27 protein-coding genes and 1 pseudogene are annotated in these 25,365 nt (G+C 64.1%); 14 read left to right on the top strand and 14 right to left on the bottom strand.

Features of this window, described 5'->3' with window-relative positions:
* Window positions 1-212 precede the first annotated feature (212 nt).
* From CV102_RS12295 to CV102_RS12285, 3 genes are all read left to right on the top strand, one after another.
* On the top strand, window positions 213-1,235 hold the full coding sequence (locus tag CV102_RS12295; protein ID WP_148858297.1) for a Gfo/Idh/MocA family protein: 1,023 nt from the start codon (window positions 213-215) through the stop codon (window positions 1,233-1,235).
* A gap of 197 nt (window positions 1,236-1,432) precedes the next feature.
* Window positions 1,433-2,230, top strand: a complete 798-nt coding sequence (locus tag CV102_RS12290) for an alpha/beta fold hydrolase (RefSeq protein ID WP_148858296.1) — start codon at window positions 1,433-1,435, stop codon at window positions 2,228-2,230.
* A 73-nt stretch (window positions 2,231-2,303) separates the two neighbouring features.
* Window positions 2,304-2,951: a dienelactone hydrolase family protein gene (locus CV102_RS12285; protein WP_148858295.1), complete on the top strand. Its 648-nt coding sequence runs from the start codon at window positions 2,304-2,306 to the stop codon at window positions 2,949-2,951.
* 24 nt (window positions 2,952-2,975) lie between these two features.
* On the opposite strand, the gene CV102_RS12280 is transcribed toward CV102_RS12285, so the two are convergent.
* Window positions 2,976-3,611, bottom strand: coding sequence for a metallophosphoesterase family protein (locus tag CV102_RS12280; RefSeq protein ID WP_148858294.1), 636 nt, complete (start codon window positions 3,609-3,611; stop codon window positions 2,976-2,978).
* A 130-nt stretch (window positions 3,612-3,741) separates the two neighbouring features.
* On the opposite strand from CV102_RS12280, the gene CV102_RS25970 reads away from it, so the two are divergent.
* Together CV102_RS25970 and CV102_RS12275 are read left to right on the top strand one after the other, a co-directional pair.
* The gene (locus tag CV102_RS25970; protein ID WP_187432950.1) at window positions 3,742-3,915 is read left to right on the top strand and encodes a hypothetical protein; all 174 of its coding nucleotides are present in this window, start codon (window positions 3,742-3,744) and stop codon (window positions 3,913-3,915) included.
* A gap of 6 nt (window positions 3,916-3,921) precedes the next feature.
* Window positions 3,922-4,887, top strand: coding sequence for a TIGR03885 family FMN-dependent LLM class oxidoreductase (locus CV102_RS12275; protein WP_148858293.1), 966 nt, complete (start codon window positions 3,922-3,924; stop codon window positions 4,885-4,887).
* A 149-nt stretch (window positions 4,888-5,036) separates the two neighbouring features.
* On the opposite strand, the gene CV102_RS12270 is transcribed toward CV102_RS12275, so the two are convergent.
* On the bottom strand, window positions 5,037-5,846 hold the full coding sequence (locus CV102_RS12270; RefSeq protein ID WP_148858338.1) for a helix-hairpin-helix domain-containing protein: 810 nt from the start codon (window positions 5,844-5,846) through the stop codon (window positions 5,037-5,039).
* A 237-nt stretch (window positions 5,847-6,083) separates the two neighbouring features.
* Here CV102_RS12270 and CV102_RS12265 point away from each other — a divergent pair, with 237 nt between their 5' ends.
* Window positions 6,084-6,602 (top strand): gamma carbonic anhydrase family protein, encoded by a 519-nt coding sequence (locus CV102_RS12265; RefSeq protein WP_148858292.1) that lies wholly within the window; start codon window positions 6,084-6,086, stop codon window positions 6,600-6,602.
* A 14-nt stretch (window positions 6,603-6,616) separates the two neighbouring features.
* Here the strand turns inward: CV102_RS12265 and CV102_RS12260 are convergent, their stop codons facing one another.
* A complete protein-coding gene (locus tag CV102_RS12260; protein ID WP_148858291.1) occupies window positions 6,617-7,792 on the bottom strand; it encodes a CaiB/BaiF CoA transferase family protein in 1,176 nt (391 codons plus the stop codon).
* Between the two features lie 105 nt (window positions 7,793-7,897).
* Window positions 7,898-8,395, bottom strand: a complete 498-nt coding sequence (locus CV102_RS12255) for a hypothetical protein (protein ID WP_148858290.1) — start codon at window positions 8,393-8,395, stop codon at window positions 7,898-7,900.
* A gap of 208 nt (window positions 8,396-8,603) precedes the next feature.
* Here CV102_RS12255 and CV102_RS12250 point away from each other — a divergent pair, with 208 nt between their 5' ends.
* Both CV102_RS12250 and CV102_RS12245 read left to right on the top strand, forming a co-directional pair.
* Window positions 8,604-9,026: a universal stress protein gene (locus CV102_RS12250; RefSeq protein WP_148858289.1), complete on the top strand. Its 423-nt coding sequence runs from the start codon at window positions 8,604-8,606 to the stop codon at window positions 9,024-9,026.
* Between the two features lie 53 nt (window positions 9,027-9,079).
* Window positions 9,080-9,691 carry a VOC family protein gene (locus CV102_RS12245; protein ID WP_148858288.1) on the top strand — a complete coding sequence of 204 codons (612 nt, stop codon included), beginning with the start codon at window positions 9,080-9,082 and terminating at the stop codon, window positions 9,689-9,691.
* Between the two features lie 192 nt (window positions 9,692-9,883).
* Here CV102_RS12245 and CV102_RS12240 read toward each other — a convergent pair whose 3' ends face one another.
* The 5 genes from CV102_RS12240 to CV102_RS12220 form a co-directional block, all read right to left on the bottom strand.
* Complete coding sequence (locus CV102_RS12240) at window positions 9,884-10,108, bottom strand: hypothetical protein (protein ID WP_148858287.1); 225 nt, start codon at window positions 10,106-10,108, stop codon at window positions 9,884-9,886.
* Between the two features lie 197 nt (window positions 10,109-10,305).
* Entirely contained in the window at window positions 10,306-11,103 is a 798-nt protein-coding gene (locus tag CV102_RS12235; protein WP_148858286.1) for a DUF6517 family protein, read from the bottom strand.
* 108 nt (window positions 11,104-11,211) lie between these two features.
* Window positions 11,212-12,210 carry a hypothetical protein gene (locus tag CV102_RS12230; protein ID WP_148858285.1) on the bottom strand — a complete coding sequence of 333 codons (999 nt, stop codon included), beginning with the start codon at window positions 12,208-12,210 and terminating at the stop codon, window positions 11,212-11,214.
* Between the two features lie 86 nt (window positions 12,211-12,296).
* Complete coding sequence (locus CV102_RS12225) at window positions 12,297-13,889, bottom strand: spermidine synthase (RefSeq protein WP_148858284.1); 1,593 nt, start codon at window positions 13,887-13,889, stop codon at window positions 12,297-12,299.
* 78 nt (window positions 13,890-13,967) lie between these two features.
* The gene (locus CV102_RS12220; RefSeq protein WP_148858283.1) at window positions 13,968-14,447 is read right to left on the bottom strand and encodes a hypothetical protein; all 480 of its coding nucleotides are present in this window, start codon (window positions 14,445-14,447) and stop codon (window positions 13,968-13,970) included.
* 103 nt (window positions 14,448-14,550) lie between these two features.
* On the opposite strand from CV102_RS12220, the pseudogene CV102_RS12215 reads away from it, so the two are divergent.
* A pseudogene (locus tag CV102_RS12215) lies at window positions 14,551-15,250 on the top strand (TMEM175 family protein).
* A gap of 26 nt (window positions 15,251-15,276) precedes the next feature.
* Here the strand turns inward: CV102_RS12215 and CV102_RS12210 are convergent.
* Window positions 15,277-15,501 carry a hypothetical protein gene (locus CV102_RS12210; protein WP_148858282.1) on the bottom strand — a complete coding sequence of 75 codons (225 nt, stop codon included), beginning with the start codon at window positions 15,499-15,501 and terminating at the stop codon, window positions 15,277-15,279.
* A gap of 95 nt (window positions 15,502-15,596) precedes the next feature.
* Here CV102_RS12210 and CV102_RS12205 point away from each other — a divergent pair, with 95 nt between their 5' ends.
* Window positions 15,597-16,004, top strand: a complete 408-nt coding sequence (locus tag CV102_RS12205; protein WP_148858281.1) for an SRPBCC family protein — start codon at window positions 15,597-15,599, stop codon at window positions 16,002-16,004.
* Window positions 16,005-16,016: 12 nt separating this feature from the next.
* On the opposite strand, the gene CV102_RS12200 is transcribed toward CV102_RS12205, so the two are convergent.
* Window positions 16,017-17,252 (bottom strand): CobW family GTP-binding protein, encoded by a 1,236-nt coding sequence (locus CV102_RS12200; protein WP_148858280.1) that lies wholly within the window; start codon window positions 17,250-17,252, stop codon window positions 16,017-16,019.
* A 185-nt stretch (window positions 17,253-17,437) separates the two neighbouring features.
* Between CV102_RS12200 and CV102_RS12195 the strand changes: the two genes are divergently transcribed.
* The 4 genes from CV102_RS12195 (at window position 17,438) to CV102_RS12180 (ending at window position 22,911) form a co-directional block, all read left to right on the top strand.
* Window positions 17,438-19,396, top strand: coding sequence for a hypothetical protein (locus tag CV102_RS12195; protein ID WP_148858279.1), 1,959 nt, complete (start codon window positions 17,438-17,440; stop codon window positions 19,394-19,396).
* A gap of 219 nt (window positions 19,397-19,615) precedes the next feature.
* A complete protein-coding gene (locus tag CV102_RS12190) occupies window positions 19,616-19,912 on the top strand; it encodes a hypothetical protein (RefSeq protein WP_148858278.1) in 297 nt (98 codons plus the stop codon).
* The gene (locus CV102_RS12185; protein WP_148858277.1) at window positions 19,912-20,889 is read left to right on the top strand and encodes an ArsA family ATPase; all 978 of its coding nucleotides are present in this window, start codon (window positions 19,912-19,914) and stop codon (window positions 20,887-20,889) included. The genes CV102_RS12190 and CV102_RS12185 overlap by 1 nt, the downstream gene beginning before the upstream one ends.
* A gap of 156 nt (window positions 20,890-21,045) precedes the next feature.
* Window positions 21,046-22,911 (top strand): carbon starvation CstA family protein, encoded by a 1,866-nt coding sequence (locus CV102_RS12180; protein ID WP_148858276.1) that lies wholly within the window; start codon window positions 21,046-21,048, stop codon window positions 22,909-22,911.
* Between the two features lie 136 nt (window positions 22,912-23,047).
* On the opposite strand, the gene CV102_RS12175 is transcribed toward CV102_RS12180, so the two are convergent.
* The 3 genes from CV102_RS12175 to CV102_RS12165 all read right to left on the bottom strand — a co-directional run bounded on the left by CV102_RS12175 (window position 23,048) and on the right by CV102_RS12165 (window position 25,362).
* Entirely contained in the window at window positions 23,048-23,674 is a 627-nt protein-coding gene (locus CV102_RS12175; protein ID WP_148858275.1) for a hypothetical protein, read from the bottom strand.
* Window positions 23,675-23,762: 88 nt separating this feature from the next.
* A complete protein-coding gene (locus CV102_RS12170; RefSeq protein WP_148858274.1) occupies window positions 23,763-24,956 on the bottom strand; it encodes a redox-regulated ATPase YchF in 1,194 nt (397 codons plus the stop codon).
* Window positions 24,957-25,074: 118 nt separating this feature from the next.
* Window positions 25,075-25,362, bottom strand: a complete 288-nt coding sequence (locus tag CV102_RS12165) for a hypothetical protein (protein ID WP_148858273.1) — start codon at window positions 25,360-25,362, stop codon at window positions 25,075-25,077.
* Window positions 25,363-25,365: the final 3 nt, after the last annotated feature.

The raw sequence follows: 25,365 nt of genomic DNA, 5'->3' as shown, positions 1-25,365 counted from the left end.
TCAGGTCGGACTCGTCCCGTGCGAGCGGATCGGGGATCGTAGGGAAACCGCGAGTCGGTCGCTCGTTCGGATCACGTGACACGTCGCCGGTGGTCCGAACGAACGCACGGTGTTCGCCACGGACCGGTTTGCGCGCCGACTCGCGAGGACGGACTGAACGACGCCATACCGCCACCAGAATCCTTTTCGCCCGCTTCGAGCTATCACGATCAATGCCAAACGCACTGCGGATCGGTATCGTCGGAACCGGCGGCTGGGGAACCCACATCGCGGAGCAGTTTCACGAGAATCCCGACGCGGAAGTCGTCGCGCTTACCGACATCTCGGATGCAAACCGCGAACGGGCCGGTGAGGTACTCGAGGTGGATCCCGAACACCAGTACGAGGGTCACCGGGCGATGCTCGAGGACGAGGAACTGGACGGCGTCCAGATCAGTTCGCCGCACGAACTCCACTACGACCACGCCGTCGCCGCGCTCGACGAGGAGCTTCATATCTTCTGTGAGAAGCCGTTCGTCCCGGATCTCGGACGGGCACGAGAGCTCACCCACCGGATCGAAACCAGCGATCAGGTGACGATGATCGGATATCAGCGCCACGTCAACTCGGCCTACGTCGAAACCCGCGAAGCGGTCACGAGCGGTGATATCGAACCCAAACTCGTCACCGCCGAACTCACGCAAGGGTGGATCCAGGAGGTGTCCGGGACGTGGCGCGTCGATCCGGATCTTAGCGGCGGCGGTCAACTGTACGACAGCGGCAGTCATCTGCTCGATGCGATCGTCTGGATGATCGACGAAATCCCGGTCGCTGTCACCGCGGAAATGGAGTTCGTAACCGAGCGCATCGACGTTCAGGCGGCGCTCACGGTTCGATTCGACGAGGGGACGGTAGCCAGCATTACCGTCTCCGGAGACGCGCCCGACGTCTCCGAGCGGATCACCGTGCGCGGAGACGGTGGCCGCTGCACGATACAGGGAACGGGGTGGTCCGACCGTGAACTCTCTATCACCGATACGGAGGGAACAGAGGTGTCAGCGGTCTCCGAGGAGCTCTCGTCGTACGATAAAGTCGATGCGTTCGTGCAGGCGGTTCGATCCGGCGAAACGCCGCCGGCAACGGCGAGGGACGCGCTGTACGCGACGGCACTGACCGAAGCGGCGTACGAAGCGGCGCGCACCGGCGAACGCGTGGCCGTCGGTATCGAATCGTCAGACACAGCCCCGTCTTCCTGAGGTTCGTTCGTAATTTCCACTCTCGGTAGCCTCCCGTTACCGATCCGTACTCTCACCTCTCGATTGCTGTAGTTTGATATTGCGGTATGCGATTTATCTTGGACATCTCGTTCGGATGCGGGCTAGTTAGGAGAACCGACTCGAGTGCCATCGCCGGGCTGTGAACTAAGGACTTCCTTGTGGTACGAACGCTGGCGATGCCAATATTCGGAGACAGCGACAACCTCGAGGGTGTCGATATCGACGGTCCAGCGGACGCACAGGCCATCGTGTTCGTACACGGAGCAATGTTCACGCGGACCATGTGGCTGCCCCAACAGCGGGCGCTGTCCGACGAGTTCCGCGTGATCGCGCCCGATCTCCCCGGCCACGGAACGTTCGGTGACGAGACGTTCCGGATGGAGCCGGCGATCGAGCGCCTCGAGGCGGTGATCGAGACGCAAACCGACGGAAGCGCGGTCCTCGTCGGCCTCTCGCTCGGCGGGTACGTGGCGACGGAGTACGCCTCCCGACACCCCGAGGAGGTCGACGGGCTAGTGTTGACCGGCAGCAGCGTGAATCCCGTTCGGGGAATGAACCTGCTCACGCGGGTGAACGGCGGGCTCGCCCGGCTCCTCACCAAACCCGACATCGGTAAGCGCGCCGTCGATCGGCTGGCGACGCGGTGGGTTCGCAACCGCGAGCTGCCGCCGGATATCGAGACGGCGATCATCGACGCCGGATTCTATCCCAAGCAGTTCGGGGACGCAGGGCCGGACGTCGCCGGCGTGAACTTCCGGGAGAAGCTGTCGACGTACCCCGGGCCGACGCTGATCCTCAACGGCGAGAACGACAAGATCATGCGACGCGGCGAGCAAGAGCACGCGGCCGCCGCGCAGGACGCCCGCATCGAGGTGCTCGCGGACGTCGGCCACATCTGTAACCTCCACCGTCCGCGCGCCTACACGTCCCGCGTCCGGAACTTCGTGCGCCAGCGGGTCCCACAGAAGCGGTGAACGCGACCGACCGGTCGCACCGTCGGTCCGGCCTCCCCAAACAAACAACCGTTCTCACGGCGGAGTTGCGACTATGACGACCGACGGAACCCACGCGGTGACCGAGATCCCCGTCAGCGACACGACGCTCGAGGGCGAACTCGCCGTTCCGGCCGACGCGAGCGGGCTGGTCGTCTTCGCTCACGGAAGCGGCAGCAGTCGACACAGTCCGCGAAACAACGCCGTCGCAGAAACGCTGCGCAACCGGGGACTCGGGACGCTCCTGTTCGACCTGCTGACCGAAACGGAGGATAGAGACCGGGAGAACCGATTCGACATCCCCCTCCTGACCGACCGACTCGTCGAGACGACGGCCTGGGCTCGCGAGCGAGCCGAGATCGGGGACGCGTATCCGATCGGCTACTTCGGCGCCAGTACGGGCGCTGCGGCGGCTATCCGGGGTGCCGTCCGTTCCGAAACGGATATCGACGCCGTCGTGTCCCGCGGCGGCCGGGTCGACATGGCGTCCGAGGTACTCGACGATCTCGAGACCCCGACGCTGCTGATCGTCGGCGGGGAGGACGAGTCAGTGCTCGGGCTGAACCGGGAAGTCCACGAGGCGATCTCCTGCGAGTCGGACCTCCGGATCGTCGAAGGGGCCGGCCACCTCTTCGAGGGGCCGGGCGAACTCGAGGCGGTGGCCGACCACGCCGCGGACTGGTTCACGACGCACCTCGGCTGACGGCTACGGCTCGAGTTCTCGTCGCTATTCGCTCGAGTCGAGATCGTGTGTCTCGAGCGCGAGCGTCTCGGGATCGAGCGTGTAGTACCGCTCCCAGGCCGGCTCGAGGCTCACGACGCGTGTTCCCTCGATGGTCGCCTCGCGGTGGCGGTGGTGGTGTCCGACCAGGCAGAGTTTCGGAGAGACCGCCTCGAGGATCTCGTCGACGTGCTCGCAGCCCGGATCGTAGCCGTACGACAGCAGTCCGGTCGGGGCCTCGTGGGTGAGGAAGACGTCGACGTCGGACAGCGATTTCGCCCGCTCGACGTCCTCGTGCGTGAAGTGGCGGCGTCGCTCCCCCGAGAGCTCGGATCTGGGGAGGTCGTACTTCGTCGGCGCGTGGTTTCCCGAGAGGCCGGCGACGCGGACGCCGTCGACCGTCGCGGCCGTGCTCGAGAGGAGGTGGACGTTTCGCGTCTCTCCGGTTTCCCCGGCGCGGAGCGCGTCGATCACGTCGAACTCCTCGTTGTTGCCGGCGACGAACCACGTCGGCGCCGGCAGGTCGTAGCACTCGAGGTCGCCGAGCTGTACCACCGCGTCCGGCTCGAGGGCGCGATAGTGGTCGAGCAGTGCCTCCCGGCGCTCCGGGTCGGACGCGTGGGCGTCACCGAGCACGAGCATACTCGGTGAGACGGGCGCGGTTCGAATACGTCTGGTGGCGACCGCTGCCTGCAGAGTCGGCGCGGTCGCGGTAGCCGGGAAGCACATTCAGGGCTCGAGGTTTAGGTCGAGCGCGTCGATACCATACGCTATGGCAGATACGTCAGATCCAGCGGACGCTCCGGTTCGCGCGCCATCCGGACACAGCGAGGTTCGGACGAGCCGTCTCGCGGACGGAAACTGGCTCGTCGCCAGCGTCCCGGACGGGGAGCCGATTTCGGAGTCCGAGGACCGACGCGACCGCGACTCGAGCGGGGGGTCGTAACGTCTCATGACCGACATCGGCTTTCACGCATCCCACGAGCAGTTCGCGCCGAGTGACCTCCTCGAGTGCGCCAAACTCGCGGACGAGTACGCGTTCGACGACGTGCTCGCATCGGACCACTTCCACCCCTGGAGCGAGCGTCAGGGCGAGTCGGGGTTCGTCTGGTCCTGGCTCGGCTCGGCGATGGAGGCGACGTCGCTGTCGTTCGGGACGGTCAACGCGCCCGGCTACCGCTACCACCCCGCGATCATCGCGCAAGCGGCGGCGACGCTCCGGGAGATGTACCCCGAGCGGTTCTGGCTCTCGATCGGCAGCGGACAGCTACTCAACGAGGGAATCGTCGGCCCGGACTGGCCCGTCAAGTCGGACCGAAACGCGCGACTCGAGGAGTGTGCCGACGTGATGCAGCGACTCTGGGACGGCGAGGAGGTCACCCACGACGGGCAGATCACCGTCGAGCGGGCGACGCTCTACTCCCGGCCCGAGACGCCGCCGCCGCTGATCGGCGCCGCCCTCTCCGAGGAGACCGCCCGCTGGCTCGGCCAGTGCGACTGGACCGACGGCATGATTACGATCGCGACGCCGGCCCACGACGAGGTGGCCCAGCGCGTCGAGGCGTTCCGGGAGCACGCACCCGACGAGCCCGTCTACCTCAAGGTGCAGCTCTCCTACGATACCGACGAGGAGGCCGCGCTCGAGGGCGCGTACGACCAGTGGCGGACGAACTGCGTTCCTGGGCCGGTGACCCAGCAGCTCCGGACGCCCGAGGAGTACGACGAACTGGGCGAGGAGATCAGCCGGGAGCAGGTAGAAGAGAACGTCCGGGTCTCGGCCGACCTCGAGCAACACCTCGAGTGGCTCCAGGAGGATCTGTCGCTCGGCGTCGACAAACTCGTGCTTCACAACGTCAACCGGGAGCAAGAACAGTTCGTCGACGATTTCGGCGAGAACGTGCTGCCCGAACTCGACTGATACGGTCTGCTGTAAGCCATTGACGGTGCAACCGCGACTCGTCTTGCGGTTGCACCGGTAAATCGTTACAGTAAACCGTATGACACGTCGAGAACGAACGGCGCTCGCGCTGTGCGGAGCTGCGTCGCCGGTAGCAACGAGTCGTCGAGTTAGGCTTCGGCCTGGTCGATCCAGTCTCGAGCGCGCGACGTCGAGACTTCCGCGGCTTCGGCGACGGTTTCGGGATCGGATCGCGTCAGATCGTCGACCGTCGCGATTCCGGCGTCCGCGAGACGCTCGCGGGTCGTCGTCCCGATTCCTTCGATGTCCTCGAGTGTGTGCTCGGGATCGGTCTGGATCTTCGTCTGCTCCTCTTCCTGCGCGTCGAACTGCTGTTGGACCTGCTCGGCCTGCCGCTCGAGTTGCTGCTGGAAGGACTCGATCTGCTCGGCCTGGCGCTCGAGCAGCTGCTCGACGTCGCCGGTCTGGCTCTCGAGCTGATCTTCGAGTTCGTCCTGCATCTCCTGGGTCTGCTCGAGCTGTTCGCGGAGCTGCGTCGAGAGCTCGCCAATGTTTTCGACCGTCTGGTCCTCGATCGTGTGCGAGGACTCGAGCAGCTGTTCGGTCCCTTCTTCCATCGCGTCGACGAACTCCTCCGAGAGCTCGTCGATCGACTCGACATCGCGCTCGAGTTCGCGCTCGAAGGCGTCGTAGAACTCGGCGTGGGCCGTTTTCAGCTGGTCAAAACTCTCGTCGATCCCCTGGTGGGCGTCCGACTGGCCGCCGCCGGGCATCATCGCGGTCATCGCGCTGACGGCGCCGTGAGTCGCAGCCTGGCCGATCTCGAGTTGCTGGCGCTGCAGCGACTCCTGACCCTTGAGCCCGGTGAGGGCGACGTGGTCGGCGTTTCGCTGGGCTGCGAGGCTCTGCTTGAACAGCTGCTGGCCCTGTTTGATCGCGGTTCGCTGGACGTCGAACATCGCTCGGATGGGTGATTCTGACTGACTCATGATCGTCGAGTGTCACTCCGCCCGTGGACGTAATAAGCTGAGGGCTTGCATACCTCTGCATGGTACTGGATGGTACTGAGTGGTCCGTAAGACGTTCATCGGAGCCGACGGAAGCGTCGAGCCGATCGTCTCACGTCCGTTCTGAAGCGGTGACTGTCCCGATTTCGACGACGAACCATTATGAGCCACGTCGTGGTCGGCTTTCTCATGGTCGACAGCCGAACCTACGAGTTCGAGGGGGCGTCCCCGTCGATTCACGAGGAGGCGCGCGTGAGCCGAGACGCCACGCTCGTCGGCGACGTAACCGTCGAGGCGGATGCGAGCGTCTGGCCGGGCGTCGTGCTCCGCGGCGACATCGATCCCGTTCGTATCGGGAGAGAGACCCACGTCGGTGACAACGCGACGCTTCACGCGGCGACGCTCGAGGACCAGGTGATGGTCGGTCACGGCGCTGTTCTCAACGAGGCGACCGTCGAGACGGGCGCGCTGGTCGGGTTCAACACGACGCTCAACACCGACGCGACAGTTGGGACCAGCAGTATCGTCGCTGCGGGAACGGTGGTTCCCGACGAGTACGCGATTCCGCCGGAGTCGTTCGTCCGCGGCGTTCCGGCCGAGATCACGCCACTCGAGGAGACGGGCATCGATCCCGAGGCCATCTTCGAGGACTTCTCGTCGGGCGAGTACACGGACCTGGCCAAGCGCCACACAGACCTGTTCGAGTAGGCCGCTTTCCGCGATCAGCGAACCGCGCCGGACTCGAGGAGGCGCTCGATTTCGCCGTCGCTGTAGCCTGCGTCGGCGAGGTACTGCTCCGTCTGCTCGCCCTGTTCTGGGATCGTCTCGGCGGTCCCCGTCGATCCCTCGCTACAGCGCGCGGGAAACCCGATCCGCGGTGGCCCGTCGTCGGGACGTTCGACGAGTCCCCGCGCCCGAAATTGGGGATTCTCGAACGCCTCCGCGGGTGTGTACACGCCGGCGAACGCGGCATCGACGTCCTCGAGTCGCGCCTCCCACTCGTCTCGCGTCCGTTCGCGGAACAGCTCTCGGAGTTCGTTTCGAAGGGCAGCGCGTACGTTCGGATCCTGCGAGCCGTGTTCGTCGGCGAGGTCCTCCCGATCGACCGCCTCGCAGAACGCGCGCCAGAACTTCGGTTCGAGGGCGGCTAGCGTCACCCATCTCTCGTCGGCGGTCTCGTAGCTATCGTACCACGGTACGCCACCGGTTAGCGGCGTCTCCCCGGGTCGCGGCTCGGCCGGATCCCCGGTGAGCGCCTGGTAGGCGACCGGCTGGGAGAACGAGGCGACGACGTCGGCCATCGCGACGTCGACGTACTCGCCGCCGGTGTTGCCGAGTTCGCGCGAGAGCAGCGCCTCGCAGACGGCGAACGCGGCGAACAGCCCGCCGGCCATATCCCCGATCGGGTAGCCGGGGACCTGCGGCTTTGCGTCGGGCGAGTCACGAGTCATATCGAGCAGCCCCGAGAGGGCGACGTAGTTGAGGTCGTGACCGGCCCGATCCGCCCAGGGGCCGTCCTGGCCGTAGCCGGTGAGCGAACAGTAGATCAACTCGTCGTTGTACTCGGTGAGGGTCTCGTAGTCGATCCCCAGGCGCTCGGCGACGCCCGGTCGGAACCCCTCGAGGACGACGTCGGCGTCCTCGACGAGCCGATAGAAGGCCGTCCGACCGTCCTCGTCTTTCAGGTCGATCGAGACGCTTCGTTTTCCCCGGTTTACCATCTCGAAAATCGCGCCGACGCCGCGGGACGTCCGCGGCGCCATCGATCGGGCGTAGTCGCCCGCGTCGGTGTCCTCGATCTTCACCACCTCGGCCCCCGAGTCGGCCAGCAGTTGCGTCGCGTACGGGCCGGGCAAGAGTCGCGAGAGATCGAGCACTCGAACGCCGTCCAGTCGCATGTCCGGTTCCTGGTCGTACTGATACTTTACCGTACGGGGACCAGGCGTCGAGCGAGGCGCTCCCCGTGATCGCCGCGGGCGGCAGCAGAACGGAACCGGAACGCCTTACGATCGCTGCGTCGCAGCGCCGATCTCGAAGATCTCCTCGAACAGACTCTCCGCGAGTCGGTCTAGCTCCGCCTCTGCCTCGCTGGCATCCATGGTGTCGCCGACGCCCTGCCACTCGACGGAGAGCCGGCTGACCGGCACCAGCGCGATGCCGCCGATCCTGATCGATCCGTCGGGGGTGTGGACGAGCCACTCCGTTCGCATCCCCTCGGACGTCTTCGTCACGTCCTCGATCCGCCCGCCGGCGTCGGCCCACCGCTCGACGAGTCCGTCCGTGAGCCGGCGCAGTTTGCGTTCGCCGAGCAGGTGGACGGCGACGCCGCCGCCTGCGAGCACCGCGAACGCGACGATCCCGACGGGAAGCCCGCCGTACGGAACGTTCAGCGACGCCGCGAGCGCCGCCGTCACGACGACCAGTCCGAGTACCCGTCCGTCGAGTGCGCTCGGAACCGTCCCGCGCCAGCGGCTCTCCTGAGACTGCTGCTCGAGTTGCATATCGCCGTCTGTGGACGATGGAAGCATAGACCTTGCCATGTCCTGGTTTCGTCTTTAAGAAGGGGCGGTCGCGATTCACTCGACCTCGAGTACTCGATCCCCGGTTGGATCGGTCTCGCCTCGAGAGAGACACTCCTGTACGGACGACACCCGCGTGGAGACCCAGTTTACAGTCGTATTTATTGGTGATCCAGCCGAACAGTCGACTATGTATCGGGTCCTGCTCCCCGTCGACACGAACGAAGAGCGAGCGCGCGCCCAGGCCGAGTACGTGACGTCGTTGCCGAGTGCGGACGAACCGATCGAGGCGTACGTGCTGTTCGTCTTCACCGATGACAGCGACGACCTCCCGAAGGAGTTCCAGCAGTTCAAGACGGCCACGCGAATCGGCTCCGTTCGGCGAGCCATGGAACACCTCGAGGACCACGATGTCGACGTCACTGTCCTCGAGGACAGCGGCGACACCGAGGCCGACATCCTCGAGACGGCCACGGAGTACGACATCGATTCGATCGTGCTCGGCGGCCGAAAGCGCTCTCCGGTCGGGAAAGCGATCTTCGGCAGCGTCAGCCAGTCGGTCATCCTCGAGGCCGACCGGCCGGTGGTTGTGACCGGAAACGTGACACGCTGAGATGCCCCGTTCGGGTTACAGGTTTACGTACCGAGCACCCCAACGGGAGGACGATGACCGACGATATCGAGATCACGGCCGACCGACCGGACAGTCCGATCCAGCTTTCGGGAACCGACCACGTCACCCTCGTCGGGAGCAACGAAGAGGATACGATCGCGTTCTACCGCGACCTGCTCGGCATGCCGCTGGTGCTCAGACAGCCGAATCTCGACGATCCGGATTCGATGCACCTCTTCTTCGACACGGGCGACGGTCGGATCATCACCTTCTTCGTGAGCGACGACCGGCAGTCGAACCCGCAGCCACTTCGCCACCAGATCGGCTCCGTCCACCACCTCTCGTTTTCGGTCGACCCGGAGCGGTTCGTCGAGACGAAAGAAGCGCTCGAGGAGGCCGAACACAGCTACAACGAGTTCGACCGCGGCATCTTCCACTCGCTGTACACCCGGGATCACAACGGCCTCACCATCGAGCTCTCGACCGACAAGTTCGACGTCCCGGACGACCGCCGCGGCGAGGTACTCGCGACGGCCCAGCGACTTCGCGAGGCGGACGGCGCCGACTTCGCCGAGGAACGTCACCTCGAGGGCGCGCTCGAGGAACTGGGACTCGAGGTCGAGAAGTACGAGCTACCGGACGCGCCCTCGGGCGCTGGGCTCTAGGAGTCTGTGATAGCTGACACAGTAGCAGTAGATGGTAGCACGGTTTCTTTATTCAGAATCGCGTGCGAAACTCCCGTTACGTGTAGGCGATATAATCAACAATATCGATTCAATCTCTATAGTTTCTGTCAAAGCCCAAGTGCAACTCGAACGGCTATGCTGAGGACTGGATGGGAACGTAGTTGAGAAACACTACTCCTGAGTGGTAGAGTCGTAGCGTGGATGAGCCTTTTTGAACAGCGGCCATGCCAGTATCATCAATCCGCTCCAAATACCGACGAACGCAATCCCGAGGAATCCGACCGATAGTCCGAGGAGATACAGGCCGAACGTTGCACCAATTGCGAGTACAACGATACCCATACCCACCGCCTGCATACCGTTGTATCCGCCAGTAACGACTGTATCACCTTGCATGAGAGAAATAAAATTATGAAAATGTAAATGCTTTCTGTCATCAAATTGCGTGTTGCACTCGCATCTGCACGTAGCGATTCAACCGGTTCATGTTCAGTTCCACGACTGAATAACAAAACTGTATTACCAACTACTGGTAACGACGGAGCAGCAAACGCGATCGAACGCAAAGTAGCGAAAACGGCCTCCGGCGTGAGTTAGACGATTCCGTCGTCCTCGTCGTCCTCGCCGTCCTCGTCGTTGCTGCCGTCGCCTTCGTCAGCGTCGTCTCCCGCCTCGTCATCGCTCTCGTCAGCCTCTTCGTCGTCCTCGCCGTCTTCGCCTTCCTCACCGCCGTTCTGCTCGCCGGCGTCTTCGACGTCCTCGAGGACGTGTTCGACGAGCGAGCGCACGTTTGGTTCTTCCTGGCCCTCGAGGCGCTCCGGATAGACGCCGATCGTCACGAGCAGGTCGTCGTCGGTCTCGACGGCCTCCGTAACGTGGAGGTTCACGTCGACGCTCTGGCCCTCGAACTCCGCGTCGGCGACGAACGTCGACATCGTCGTCGACTGCTCGAGGATCGTCACCTCGTCGTCCGAGACGTGCTCGACGTCGCCGACCGCGTCGTAGTTGCCGGCGATCAGTTCGACGAGTTCGGCGGCGGACTTGTCCTCGACCGGATTGAAGTTCTGTCCGGCGACCCCGACCTTTGGAGTCGAGAGGATTGTAAACTCCGCTCCTCGCTGTTCGCCGAGCGGACCCATGTCGACGGCCTTCTCGTGTTCGGTGAGATAGTTCGTCACGACGATTTCTTCGGAGGCCGCGGAGACGCCGACCTCCTCTTCGATCCGCAGGTCGTCGACCTCGGTTTGTTCGTATCCGGTGTCGTCGCGGACGGCCGGATCGACACCGGCCGGCGAGGCCTCGTGTGCGTCGAGTCCGGCCAGCCCCAGACAGCCTGCGAGGCTCGCGAGGCCGATACTTCCCGCGCCAGCGATGACGTGTCGACGTTTCATTTCGGCAGAGATTTAGTCCAACCTTATAAGTCTCTTTTGGGATCTGTGAATGTCAGACGGCCAAGTACTACGAGACGCTCTCTCGGAGCAACCACGTTCGACCAGCAGTCAGCTCTCGCCCGAAAACAGCGTGTAATCCTTCTCCGAGGCCGCAAACGGCATGACGGTCGCGTTTCGCTGTGCGACCCACGACAGCCGGAGGACGAACGACGCCAGGATCGCCAGCGGCGCGAAACAGGCGACCATGGCGACGAGCGTCGCCCCGACGATCGTGGCCACGGGGAGGGCTTCGATCGCGGCGAGATCGTACACCGCGAGCGTCGCCGCGAGGAACAGTTGCGCCGGGAGCCCGACGATCAGGAGCACCCTCGAGAGGAAGGAGAGCTCCTTGGTGATGTAGACCGTCCGGAAGTACTTCCGGGCGACGTCGATGTGGAGCAGGTGTTCGCGGATCGAGTCGAACAGCTCGCGTTGCTCGTCCGAGAGCTGGGCGTCGTACTCCGTTTCGACGCGGGAGAGGTCGTACAACTGCTCGGCCTGCGTCGTGCCCAGCGTCGCCGCGATCGCGCCGAAGATCTGTTCGTCCGCGGCGGGCGTATCGAGCGCTCTCGTAACGTCCCGGACGTCGCCCCGGAGCGCGCCGACGAGTTCGTCGATCTCCGCGGCGAGATCGTCGTCGCAGGGATTCGTGATCGTTTCGCGCAACGCCTGTGCTCGTTTGCCGAGGTTCTCGTGAAGCACCAGCAGGAACGAGCCGGGCATCACCGGGCTCACCGTACGATCCATCACCTCCTGGACCTGGTTGCGGTACTCGACGGCGTTTCGGGTTCGCTGCTCCAGATTTCCGGGCGAGCCGAGTTCCCGCGAGAACACGAGCTGGTTGATCGCGATGACGACGGTGATGAGCGTGAGGTTTCCGCCCAGAAACGCACTGATGAGGAGATAGAGCGGGTCGCCGGGCGCTCGCGGAAACAGATTCACGGCGAGCAAGACGAGCAACAGCAGCAGTATCCCGCCGAGGAGCGTGCCCGCGACGATCAGTCGATTCCCCTCGATGACTGTCCACTGGAATGCCGAGTGGCGCCACTCGGTCGTCTCGTCGCTCATAGACCCTGTACAGGGACCACCCACCTGAAGTTTCTACCAGCCAGTGAGAGCGGACGGCTCCACGATTGGACCCACTCGAGCCGGTTTCACGTCGCCGGAGATGCCACCGTCGTCGCCGTCGCCGGCTCCGACTCTCCCGTCTCCTCGATGACGTACCGCTGGCCCACCATCGGATCGAGCAGGCTGTCGACCGGCGCTCTGTCGTCACGCAACACCGGGACGTCGTCGGTTTTGGGATCGGCCATCTGGTTATCGATCTCGTCGCTCAGGTCGACACCCAGCGCTCGCTCGTCGTTTCGCTCCTCGAGGTCGGCCTGCGTGAGTTCGCCGTCGTCTTTCGTCGCGACGAGTCCGATGTTCTGGACGGAGCTCTGTTCGGACGTCCGGAAGCTGTAGACCTTCGGGAACGCCTGCTCTATGGTCTTGTACTCCGCGCGGTAGAACTCCGAGGCGGGTCCGTCCGGCGAGGAGATGACGTTCGCGAACAGGACGCCGTCGTCGCTCAGCCGGTCCGACGCGAGCTGCATGAACTCCTCGGTAGTCAGGTGGAACGGGACCTGGTCCTGCTTGTAGGCGTCGAGGACGATCACGTCGTACGTCTCGTCGGTCTCCTCGAGGAACTGCCGGCCGTCCTGGGCGTAGACGGTCACGTCCTCGTCGTCCCGGTCGAAGCCGAAGTAGTCCTCGGCAGCCTCGGTCACTTCGGGATCGATCTCGACGACGTCGACGGTGACGTCGTAGCGCTCCTCGAAGTCCTGCGGGCCGGTGTAGCCGCCACCGCCGATGAAGAGGACGCGGTCGACGTCGTCGGGATCGTCGGTCATCAGCATCGGCAGGTGGAAGTACCTCGTGTAGGCGAAGACGTGGCGGTCGGGGTCCTCGAGGTCTATCGCGCTGTGACGGGAACCGTCCAGATACATCGTTCGAACGTCGTCGCGGTCGTCCACGACCTCGAGTTGCTGATGAGGGGTCTGACTCTCGTAGACGACGTCACCGCGGTAGTCGAACGCGGCGGGACCGCCGCCGGCCGCGCCGACGAGCAACAGCACGACGACCACGCTCGCGACCGTCGGATTGCGCGACGGCGACGGCAGCGTGAGCGCGAGCGCAGTGGCGACGAGGGTGAGTCCGAAGAGGAGTCCGATCTCTCCGATGCTCAGGACGGGAATGAGGACGAACGTGGTCGCCGCCGAGCCGAGGATACTCCCGATAGTTCCCAGCGCGTAGACGTGGCCCGACGCCTCGCCGATCCCCTGTTTCTGCGAGAGTTCGGCGGCGTAGGGGCTGATGAATCCCAGCAGGTAGGTCGGCGGCCCGAAGAGGACGATCACGGCCGGGAGCGAGGCGTACCGCGGCGGCAGCGCCAGCGTCGACGTGTACGCGAGCAACAGATCGCTCGAGTAGACCACCACTGCGACGTACACCGCGGTCGCGAGCATGATCCAGGACATCTCCCGGTTCGTCGCCAGCCCCGCCCGCTTGCCGCCCTGCCAGTAGCCCAGACTCAGCGCGGCGAGAAAGACCGTCAGAATGCCGCCGACGGTGTAGATGTGGCTCCCGAACTGCGGTGCGACGACGCGCACCGCGAGAATCTCGAGGCCCATACTGGTCACGCCCGAGACGAAAACGGCTATCTCGGGTTTCGTGGGCCGATAGGACGTGAGCGCCTCCCTCTCCATTCGTTGTCCGCACAGTATCGACCGGTCCGTGAGTACCTGTCGGCTCCGACCGACGGCCGCGACACCTCTCCCGCTCGCCTACTGGAGGGAGGCGACCTCGGTCGGCGTGAGCGACCGGTACGGGACGTCGTTCGACTCGAGAACGCGCTTCAGTTCCTCGAGGCCGCGCTCGATGTCGATCCCGACCCGGTCGACGTGCGCGTCGGGCGATTCGCTCGGATCGGTCTCGAAGTGGGCCGTCAGTTCGAGCCCCTCGGGGTGGTGGTAGCCCCGAACGTGAACTTGCCACCACTCGTAGCCGCTCGGGTGATCGGTGACGTACTCGACTCGCCGGAGGTTACACACCTCGCCGAAGTACGCGAACGACATGTCCCAGTTCGGAGCGAAGTGGTGCTCGCCGAGCAGTCGCTCCGCCTCGGCCGCGGAGAGCGAGACGAGGACGGACGGCTCGAGGGGCTTCGGTCGCGTAAAAAAGCGCCCTCGCATCGACAGGAGCAGCCGTCTGCAGTCCCGAAGGAAGACGTCGGTAAGGTTCGCTCGAGAGACGCGTCGCGACATGACGCTCGTACGACGGGTGAGTTCGTAAAACAGTGGGTCTACTGTCTCTCTCGAGGTTCTCCGGAGGAGACAGGTTATCGTCGCTGCCGTCGTCTACTCTCCCATGCCGACCGTTCGCTTTCTCGAGGGAGAGGACACCGACCGAATCGCTGCGCTGAGCGACGGGCTGTTCGCGATCGTGTTGACCCTGCTGGTGTTGCAGTTCCAGGTGCCGGAGATCCCCGCGGATCGCGCAGCGACGGAGCTTCCGGCCGCGCTCGCCGACCAGCAGACGCTGCTGTTGAGCTATAGTAACAACTGAAACGATTTACACACTGATCGCACAGCTGTCGTGCGATCAGGTGTGCATTGACTTTCAGTGGCTACTATACCTGCTCTCGTTTTTCGTCGTCGGTATCTACTGGATCGTCCACCACAACCTCTTCCAGCACATCGTCCGACACGACCGAGTGTTGCTGTACGGCAACCTGCTGTTCCTGCTCGTCGTCTCGTTTCTGCCGTTTCCGACCGAGTTGCTCGGCATCTACGGAACGCGCTTTACGTGGACGCTCTACGCGCTCAACATCTCGCTCGTCGGCCTCACGCTAACGTTCGTGTGGTGGTACGCACACCGTCGCGGATTCACGGGGCCGGAGATTGACGACCGAACCGGGCGGTTCGTCGCGATCCGCGGGCTGATCGTCCCAGCCGTCTTTCTCTGTTCGATCGGCATCGCTGCCGTGAACCTGCCGGCCGCGTTCGTGACCCCGCTCCTGATCGTCCCGCTACAGGCGCTCTGGGTGCGTCGGTTTCGCCGCCAGTAACGGACGTGTCGGTACCGCTGATCCGATCACGATCGGGTCATGACGAGGGTGAGGACGAACAGCCCGATCGCCACGGCGGCGACGGTCGTGAGACTGTACTCGAGCACCCCGATGAAATCCGCGCCGGTAACGAGCATCAGAGCGAACAGCGTCGAGAGGATCGCGTTGAGGACGAGCAGGACGCGAGGATCTCCGTGCGAGGACTCGAGCCCTTCCTGGAACCCCTCCCTGTCGGCGTCGGGACCGCTCATAGGTGAACACGCGAACGTCGCTCACTTAGCCTTTCTGTCCGCTCGTGGGCCAAACGACACCGGTATTTATGTCGGCCGGCGCGAACGACAGCGGTATGCGGGAGGTGACAGTGTCTCGGCGGATCGATGCGACGCCCGTCGAGATTTCGTCGCGATTCGATCCGCCGGCGATCGTCGAGGCTGAGGGCAGCTTTACCGTCGAGATCGTCGACGAGCGCGACGAGACGACGATCGTGGTCGCCAGCGGCCCCGGCATGCAGCTTCCGCTGCGATTCGAATATCGCGACGACGCACTCTACTACACGCAGGAGGGGGAACAGGGACCGTTCGAGCAGATGGAAACGTGGCTCGAGTTCGACGCACTGAACGGTGAAACGGAGGTCACGTTCCGCTCGTCCGTCTCGCTCGCCGCGCCGCTTCCCTTCGGCGATCGGATCGCCGCCTGGAAGCGAAAGGGAGAGCTAAACCGCGCGCTCGACGAGATCGAAGCGGCGTTCGACTAATCGACGGCCGAATCAGGGCTCGCGGAGCACGACCGTCTCCTCGGCCTCGCCCGGAAACGGACTCTCGAGCGTCTCTGCTTGCTCCCACTCCTCGTCGGTGACCAGACAGTCCCGGAGCCGCGATCGCAGCCGCTCCTCGTCGAGATCGGTTCCGATGACGACGAGTTCCGTCCGCCGGTCGCCGTGCTCGTCGTGCCAAGCGAGGTTGGGGCGGTTAGACCGGTATAGGTCCCGCTGGATCTCGGGGAGGGCTGCGACCCAGGGACCGTTGTTCGTCGCCCGGACGGAGGGGCCGGCCTGGGAGAGTTCGATCTTCGCGTCGCGGCCGGCGATCCATACTACTCCCTTCGATCGGACGACGCCGTCGGGCAGTTCCCGCAGGAACGACGCGAACCGTTCGGGGTGGACCGGTCGTCGCTCCCGGAAGACGATCGACTCGACGCCGTAGACCTCGTCGGGATGGCGGTGGTCGTGATCGTGGTCGTGGCCGTGATCGTCCGCGTGGGTCGCCGAGTCCTCGTCGGCTTCGTCGTCCTCCTCGAGCGCCCGCTGCCACCCGGCCCCCTCGCCGAGGTGCTGGGGCTCGAACAGATCGACCCCGAGCAGACGGTTGGGATCTACCACGGAGAACTCCGTTCGGATCGTCTCCGCGTCCGGCTGGAGCGCCCGGACGAGGGCTTCGGCCTCCTCGAGTTCCGAATCGCTGCACAGGTCCGCCTTGTTGAGCAACACGAGGTTCGCTACCTCGAGCTGTTCGATCAGGAGGTCCGAGAGGGGGCGGTCGGCCTCGCCGTCGGGGTCGCCGCGGCGCTCGGGGACGTCCTCGCCGGCGAAGGCGTCGAGGAACAGTCGAGTGTCGAGGACGGTCACGAGTGCGTCGATCTCGTACCGGGCGGCGACCCGCGAGGCGGTCGTGAACAGGCTGGCGACCGGTTCGGGTTCGGAGATACCCGACGATTCGACGATCAGGTGGTCGAACTCCCGGTTGCGGGCCAGTCGAACGACTGCCGTCTCGAGGTCGTCCTGAAGCTCACAGCAGATGCAGCCGTTCGAGAGTTCCGCGACGCCGCCGGCGTCCAGATCCGATCCCTCGGCGACGAGTTCGGCGTCGACGTTCACCGAGCCCATGTCGTTGACCAGTACGGCGAGTTCACGTTCGCCCGCATTTCGCAGCAGGTGATTGAGCAGCGTCGTCTTTCCCGCTCCCAGACTCCCCGAGAGGACGGTGACGGGAATCGTCGATGACATACGTGTGTGATTGTGACTCGAAGGTTAAGAAGCGTCGGCTCTGGGCCGGTTTCCAGCATCGAGTATCGCCGGCTGTCTCGCTTCAGCATCGGATCCGCTGGAAATCAGTCATTTCGACAGTTCATGTTTCTATAACAGAATGTAATGAAAAGTTACTTGTAGATAAACTATCAACTAACTCGTGTATGAAGCAGTGTCCCCGCCGTACCCTCCTCGGTGGTATCGGCACGACGATTACTGTTGCACTGGCTGGAAACGCCGCGGCGGCAGCGGACGACCGCTCGGCGTCGGCCGCCGACGCCGACGAGTCGGCCGTCTCGACGTTCGAGTCGGTACTCGACTACCTGCCGGCGTCGGTCGCCGAGGACTCGATGATGCTTACGGCGACGGACGTCGAACGACAACTCGAGGCCGACGAACCCCACGAACGGCGACCGTTCGGCGGCGCGTTCGAAATCGAACCGGAGTCCGTCTCGAAGAAGGCCCTCGTCTACGCCAACGAGGACGGGTTCTCCCGACCGATCAAAGTCCTCACCGGCGACATCGAACTCGAGGGCGACAATGAATCCCGCGAGACCGACGGCGGGGTCTCCTACGAGTACTACGACGACGGTCGGGTACTCGCCGGAGTCGCCGACGACGTCGTCGTCCTCGCCGACGAACGAGAGACGATCGAGGACGCCTTCGACGCAGGCGCCGACGAGACGGAGCGACTTCTCGAGGCCGAATCCGTCCTGGAAGAGGCCCTCGAAACCTACGACGGCGTCGACAGCTGTCACGTCCAGATCGGCGACGACGAAGATCTTCACCTTCCGATCGACGTCGACGACGAGGACGACGCCATCCGGTATCTGGTACACGGAACGACGGTCGTCGATTCCGACACGATCGAGATGACACACGGGATCGAGTTCGCGGACGAATCGTTCGTCACCGAGGAACTGGTCGACGCCCTCGGGGCGGACCTCGGATACATGGCCGTCAAAGACGAGCCGACAGTCGAGGTCGACGAGACGCTCGTCACAGCCACCCTCACGCGAGATCTCGAACTCGAGCGAGCCGTCCGGGAACACGACAGCCCCGGATTCCTCCGTCCGTCCCGGAACATCGATCCGGACGACGACGTCCTCGAGATCGAACTCGGTCGCGGCGACCCGACGCCGGTCGAGGATCTCACGCTCGAACTCGACGGCGAGGAGTACGATCGAGAGATCTGGGCAGACGGTCACGGCAAACTCGAAGAAGGTGATATGATCGAGGTCGATATGGACGACGTCGAACCGAACCTGTCCGTGCGGCTTCACCACGATCACGAACTCGGCTCGAGCGGAAGCGGGACGACGATCCTCTCGCATTTCCGGTTCACGTTCGACTACGACGTGGACAGCGAGACGGTCACCGCCGAGTACGGCGATGAGTATCCCCTCGACGGCGATCGGGTCTTCCTCGCAGCGTACGAGGAGCGACACCACTACCGACCGGGCGAGGACGAACCAGAGCCACGCGCCGAGAGCCAGCCCTGGACGGACGAGACGCTCAGCAGCGGCGACACTGGGACGCTCGAGGGCGTCCAGCCCGGCGACCGAATCGTCGTCGGCTGGGACGGGACGAGTTCGCAGGACAGTATCGGTCACTTCCGAGCACGACCGCCGGGACGGGTCCGGTTCGACTACGAGTACGAGTCGGAGACGCTCTCGGCGACGCTCGAACTCGAGGACGAACGGTCCGCCGACAGGTACGAGCTGCTGGTCGACGACGAACCCGCAGACACGCAGTGGGTCGACGAGGCCACGACCGTCGAGAGCGGTGCGACGATCGACGTTTCAGACGTCCCGGTCGGCTCCGACGTCACCGTGGTCTGGGACGACGACGTCCGCGTTAGTGGAACGAGACCGCAGCCGCGAGTCGACCTCGTGTACGACGACGGCGACGTCGAACACCTCGACGGCGACGCCCTGCCCGCTTCGAAACTCGAGGCGCGGGTCTGGACCGAGGACGAGCGCCTCGAGATCGATCTCGTCGACCAGATCGACGGCGAGTTCGAGGTTGGTGATAGTTTCACGGTCGATGCTGACGAGATCCACGGTGTGACGTTGATCTACGACGAGCAACATCGGATCGGCCACGCGTATCCGACACGTTAGCCGTCTTCGCGAGTTCTTCTTTCTGACCCAAAAGCTGTGAGCGGATAGCTCGGTCCGTCGTCCCGCTCGTTTTTCGAAACCGCCACTCGGAACAGAGCGTTCGACCCGAAGGAGTTCGTCGTCGACGATTTCTCGAAATAAATCCTATTTTGCGATATTAAATCTCGAGGCAGGCGGGCCACGACACACTTTAGGCTCCAGCACCGAGGATGAGTGACGATGACACTCGCCGATCGGATCGCAACGTTTCGGGCTACGCTCGAGGAGTGGGTCCGGGGGCTCTACCACGGAATGATCAGCCACCCCGCCTACGAGAAGATCGAAGCCGAGGCCGAAGACGAGGAGGACGGGTTCATGCTGGCGTGCTTCCCCGACGCCTTCGGCATTCCGAGCCCGGTATCGTACTACACGGCCGAACTCCTGCCGTACCTGGAAGACGAGTACGAGGCCTGGGAACGACGGCTGTGGGATCGCCAGTCGGTCGTCGAACGCAAGGGCCACCAGTACCACTTCTAATGACCGAGTTCGTCTTCTTCGGCGGCAAAGGCGGGGTCGGCAAGACGACGGTCTCGAGCGCCTACGCGCTCGAGTGCTCCGATACGGGACTCGAGACGCTCATCGTCTCGACGGACCCGGCACACAGCACGGCCGACGTCTTCGACCAGGAGTTCGGCGACGAGCCCCAACCCGTCGAGGGGTACGACGGGCTCTCGGCGCTGGAGATAGATCCGGAACAGGAGGTCCAGGATCACCTGCAGGGACTCAAACGCCAACTGAACTCACAGCTCTCTGCGGCGATGGTCAACGAGGTCGACATTCAACTCGAGATGGCCCACCAGACCCCTGGCGCCTACGAGGCCGCCCTCTTCGACCGGTTCGTCGAGGTGATGCGCAACGCCGACCCCTACGACAGGGTGGTGTTCGACACCTCGCCGACGGGATCGACGCTGCGACTGCTCGCGCTACCGGAACTGCTCGAGCAGTGGATCGACCGGCTGATGGACAAACGCGAGCGCAGCATCGACCTCTACGAGAAGGCTGCGATCGGGAACCGGGAGCCCCGGCGGGTGATGGAGGGTGACCCGATCCTCGCCCGGTTACAGGAGCGCAAGGAACGGTTCGAGTTCGCCGGGGAGGTGTTGCGCAACGACGCCGCCTTCTACCTCGTGATGAACCCCGACGAACTCTCGATCCGGGAGACGCGCCGGTCGGTCGAGACGCTCGGGGACGCCGACCTCCCGGTTCGCGGCCTCGTGGTCAACCGGCTGACGCCCGAACCGGAGCCCCACGAGGAGGGACGGGGGGCGCGCTACCTCCGTCAGCGGGTCGCGACCGAACGCGACCGACTCGAGCAGATCGACGGCGAGTTCGACGTTCCGGTCGTCGCGACGATCGAAACGCGCGTCGAGGAGGTTCGAGGATCGATTCTCGAGGAGGTCGCCGCCGAACTGGAGATTACGGTCGAGGACGAGGGCTCAGTGCGGTCGCCGTGAGTCGAGCGGTAGTGCGATATTGACTCGCGGTACTAGTAGATTGACACGCTCGCCGATAGACTCGCCGCGATTTTCGATAGGATAACCGGTCATTGGAACCTAAACAAATTATATTTATGGTCCGTGGGTTCGTTCGCCGTCACGTGAGCTTATAGCATGGTAGGAGTCATCTGGATCGTCGCACTGGTGCTGACGACGTTTACCGTCGCGTACCTCGTGTACGGCCGGTACCTCTCGCAGTTCGTCAACCTCGACGACAGCCGAGAGACGCCGGCACACAAGTATCAGGACGGCCAGGAGTACGTGCCGGCAAAGAAGTCGGTGTTACTGGGGCACCATTATTCGAGCATTGCGGGGGGAGCACCCGTCGTCGGGCCGATCACGGCCGCACTGGTCTGGGGTTGGGTCCCTGCCGTGCTGTGGGTTGCGATCGGGAACCCGCTGATGGGTGCGGTCCACGACTTCGTCTCGCTGTCGAGCAGCCTTCGACACGAGGGGAAGTCGATCGGCTACATCATCGGCGAGTACGTCGGTGAGCGGGGCAAGAATATGCTGTTGTGGTTCGCGTTCTTGCTGACGATCCTCGTCGTCGCAGTGTTCGCACTGGTTATCGGGGTCGTGCTGAACGCGTACCCGTCGGCAGCGACCGCGAGTCTGCTCTACATTACGCTCGCGTTCGTCTTCGGGGTCTGGCTGTACCAACTGGGACTTCCGTTCTCGGTCGGCACAGTCGTCTTCGTTACGGGCGTCTTCGCGTCGGTCTGGGTCGGTATCCAGTACCCGCTCGCGATCGTCCCCGGCGACTACCCCGCTGGGACGATCGTCTTGCTCGAGTCGGCGGCGTTCTTCCCGGAACTGCTCGACAGTGCGAACATCGGCGCCTGGGTGCTGGTGATACTCGTGTACGGGGCCGCCGCGAGCATCTTGCCGGTCTGGATGCTACTGCAGCCGCGTGACTACCTCTCGTCGTTCCTCCTGTACACGGGGGTCGGTGGGAGTTTGCTCGCGGTTATCGTCGGCACGTTTATTACCGGAATGGGAAGCGACGCGATCCACCCCGAGACCGGTGATCAGTTGAGCTTCGAGATCACGACTGGGGCCTGGTACGGCTTCCTCGGACAGGGCGGCCCGCTCGCGGAGATGCTTCCGCTCATGCCGCTGTTCCCACTGTTGTTCCTCACCATCGCGTGTGGGACCATCAGTGGCTTCCACTCGCTGGTCTCCTCGGGGACGACGTCCAAGCAACTGAACAAGGAAACCGACGCCAAACTGATCGGTTACGGTGGCATGCTCGCGGAGGGACTGCTCGCGGCAGTTGCACTCTGTGCGGTGACGCTCGTCGCAATCCCGGCCGGCGCCGGCGGGATCGGACTGGCGTTGCCGAACTTCGCGACCGGTGGCGGCGCGATCCTCACTGCGCTCGGCATTCCGTTCGAGTACGCCGCACCGTTCATGGCACTCGTGCTCGCGAGTTTCCTGCTGACGAGCATGGACACGGCCGTCCGACTGGGTCGGTACATGTTAGAAGAGATCGTCGGCACGCCGGAGACGCAGGTCGAGGAGTACGCGGCCAACCGCTACGTCAACACGACGGTCATCGCCGTCGCCGCGTTCCTCCTGCTCGGTAGCGGCCGGTGGGAGGACCTCTGGACGCTGTTCGGCGGTGCGAACCAGCTGCTGGCGTCGCTGGCACTGCTCTCGGCCACCGTCTGGCTGGCCAACTGGAGCAACTCCAAACAGCTGATTTCGACCGGCGGCCCCATGGTGCTGATGGGCTTCATCACGGTCGCCGGTCTCAGCTGGGTCGGGCTCTATCAGATCCTCGGCGGTCGGCTGCTCGGCATCACCGCCGAGGCGGAGACGGGACTGATCGGGCAGCTGTCGGCGGTCGCCCAGATCGTCATCATCGCGATCCTGCTCTACCTCGCGCTGTCGCTGTTCAAGATCGGCTACGACAACATGCAGACGGTTCGAGAGACCGGTGACGGCGTTGCAGCCGATGTGAGTACCGACGACGACTGATCGCGATCCCGGGATCGGGATTCGACTGCAATTTTACTTTTTTGACTCGAGTAAGAGCGACTGCGTCGCACGTACGTAGACGAACGAAACGCAAAACGACTCGACGCGTCGACCAACGCCGTCGTATCGGTCGCGACTATAGCTGTAACCGTCGGGAGATCAGGTCGAGAATGCCGGGCTCCTCGCGTTCGATCGGGTCCCAGAGTCGGAAGGCCGTCGCGACGTCGGCGTTCTCGCTCGCGACGAGGTCCTCGCTCTCGGGGGCGACGACGGCCAGATTGATCTCGTAGTGGCCGTGGTAGCCGTACTTCAGCAGGGTTCGGCCGTCGAATCCCGAGACGCGGTCACGGATCTCCTCGGGGATCGACGGGGCGACCGCGACGAACGTAAAGTCGGTCGAGAAGTGTTCTTCGTCCGGGTCGATCCACTCCTCAGCCAGTCGCTCGCCCAGTTCGACGAACCGATCGAGCGTCCGGTCGTCGGCGCGGTCGACCCGCCTGACGAACAGGTGTTCGGTCGACTCGTGTTCGGCCAGCGAGAGCGCGGGGTGGAGGAAGTGCTTCTTGCTCGAGAGCGCCATCTGTCCGTACAGCGTGAACACCTCGCCCTCGACCGAATACTCCTTCTCGAGATCGTAGTTGTGCATGAGCCGGTCGCTCACCCGGTCGACGTACTCGTCGTCCCAGTTGGGAACGCCCTCGCACGCTTCGAGAGGAGGGCGCTCCGCTTCGGGTTCGGTCTTCGGCGCGTCGTCGGCGTCCATGGTTGGCGATACCAGGGAGACGGCAAAAGTGCGTCGGCGTCGCTCCGATCGGTCTCTAGACCCGAGGCTGCGATCGCGTCCCGGCGAGCTAGTTCGTCGTAATAACCTCGATTACGTCCCGCGATTCGACCTCGTAGCTCTTGCCGAGTTGACGGTTCGACCGACAGTCGATCGCGTGGAGGAAGCCGTCGCCGATGTCCGAGTGGAGGCTGTAGGCGAAGTCCTCCGCGCTCGAGTTCGGCGGGATCAGGTAACAGTCGGGCAGCACTTCGCCGCGTTCGTTGCCGAGTCCGTTGGCGCCGCCGGGGAAGACCGGAACGACGCCGAGCACGTCGAACAGCGCGGTCTCGAGGGCCGCCTGGACGCCGGTCGCGCCGTACGCACCGAGGAAGTCGCGGATCTCTTCGAGGCCCTGTTCTTGCTCGCCCGAGACGTCGCCCGTAATTTCGAACTCGTCGTCCCCGGGACGGTAGTCGACGACGTCCGCCTTGTCGGCCGACTTGAGCGCCCGTTCGGCGTGGGCGCTCGCGGGAACGATCGTCAGGTGTTCGTAGTCGGGATCGGTCGTGATCTCCTCGTAGTTCTCCTGTGCCTCCGGGGTGTCCATCTTGTTCGCCGCGATCACCATCGGTTTGGTCTCCGTGCGGATCTCACGGGCGAGCGCGAGTCGATCCTCGTCCTCCCAGGCAGCGGGGTCGAATCCGACGTCGGTCCGCCGGATCAGGCGCTTGATCTCGTCTTCGTTCGTCTTGAAGGCGCTCATCTGCTCGGCGAGCTCTTCCTCGATGGCGTCGTCCTCGGTCGTGTATCCCGACTCGTACCTGTTGATCCCCTTCTCCAAGATGCCGAGGTACCACTGGTCGAGTTCCTCCTCGAGGAAGTCGATGTCCTTCCGGGGGTCGTGATCCTCGGTGGGTTCTCCCTCGAGGTCGGTCTCGCCGGAGAAGTCGACGACGTGGATCAGGACGTCGGTCTCGTTCAGGTCGGTCAGGAACTGGTTGCCGAGGCCGGCACCCTCGTGGGCGCCGGGGATCAGCCCGGCGACGTCGACGAGTTTCGTCGGGACGAATCGCGTTCCGTGGTCGCAGTAGCCGACGTTCGGCGTACACTCCTCGTCGAACTCGGGGGCCGCACACTCGACGCGGACGTACGCCTCGCCCACGCTGGGGTCGATAGTCGTGAACGGGTAGGCCCCTTCTGGCACGTCGTTCATCGTCGCTGCATTGAAAAAACTCGATTTGCCGACAGAGGGTTTTCCGACTAACCCGATCCGGTAACTCATTGACTGCTCTGGACGGGCAGCGCCTAAACGGGTTTCTCTCTCGTCTAGCAGTGCGGCGTGCCTACGTAGCACACGGGAGGAAGGGGTCGGTTACGTCGCCGGTCACCGTCGGGGTCTCTCAGGTGTTACTCCTGCTGACCGCTCGCCAACTCCAGCCGGCGATAGCGAGGACGACGAGCGCGAGGACGCCGAACGCGGCCCACTGTCCCGTCTCGGAGTCGGCGACCGGTGCGAAGACGTCGACGAGCCCGGTCGCCTGCATCATCCCGATGACGAGCAAGAGCAAGCCGAGTATCGAGACGACGGCGATCCCGACCCAACTGCGAGCCATCCACTTCCCCTCGCGTTCGGCTTCCTCCCTGTCCTCCGTCGGTTTCTCGGTGGGCTCCTGATCAGGTTCGTCCATGCG

The organism is Natronococcus pandeyae (assembly GCF_008122205.1).
GTDB lineage: Archaea > Halobacteriota > Halobacteria > Halobacteriales > Natrialbaceae > Natronococcus > Natronococcus pandeyae.
The sequence above is the reverse complement of the archived record's forward strand: the minus strand, read 5'-3'. Positions and strand labels throughout refer to the sequence as shown.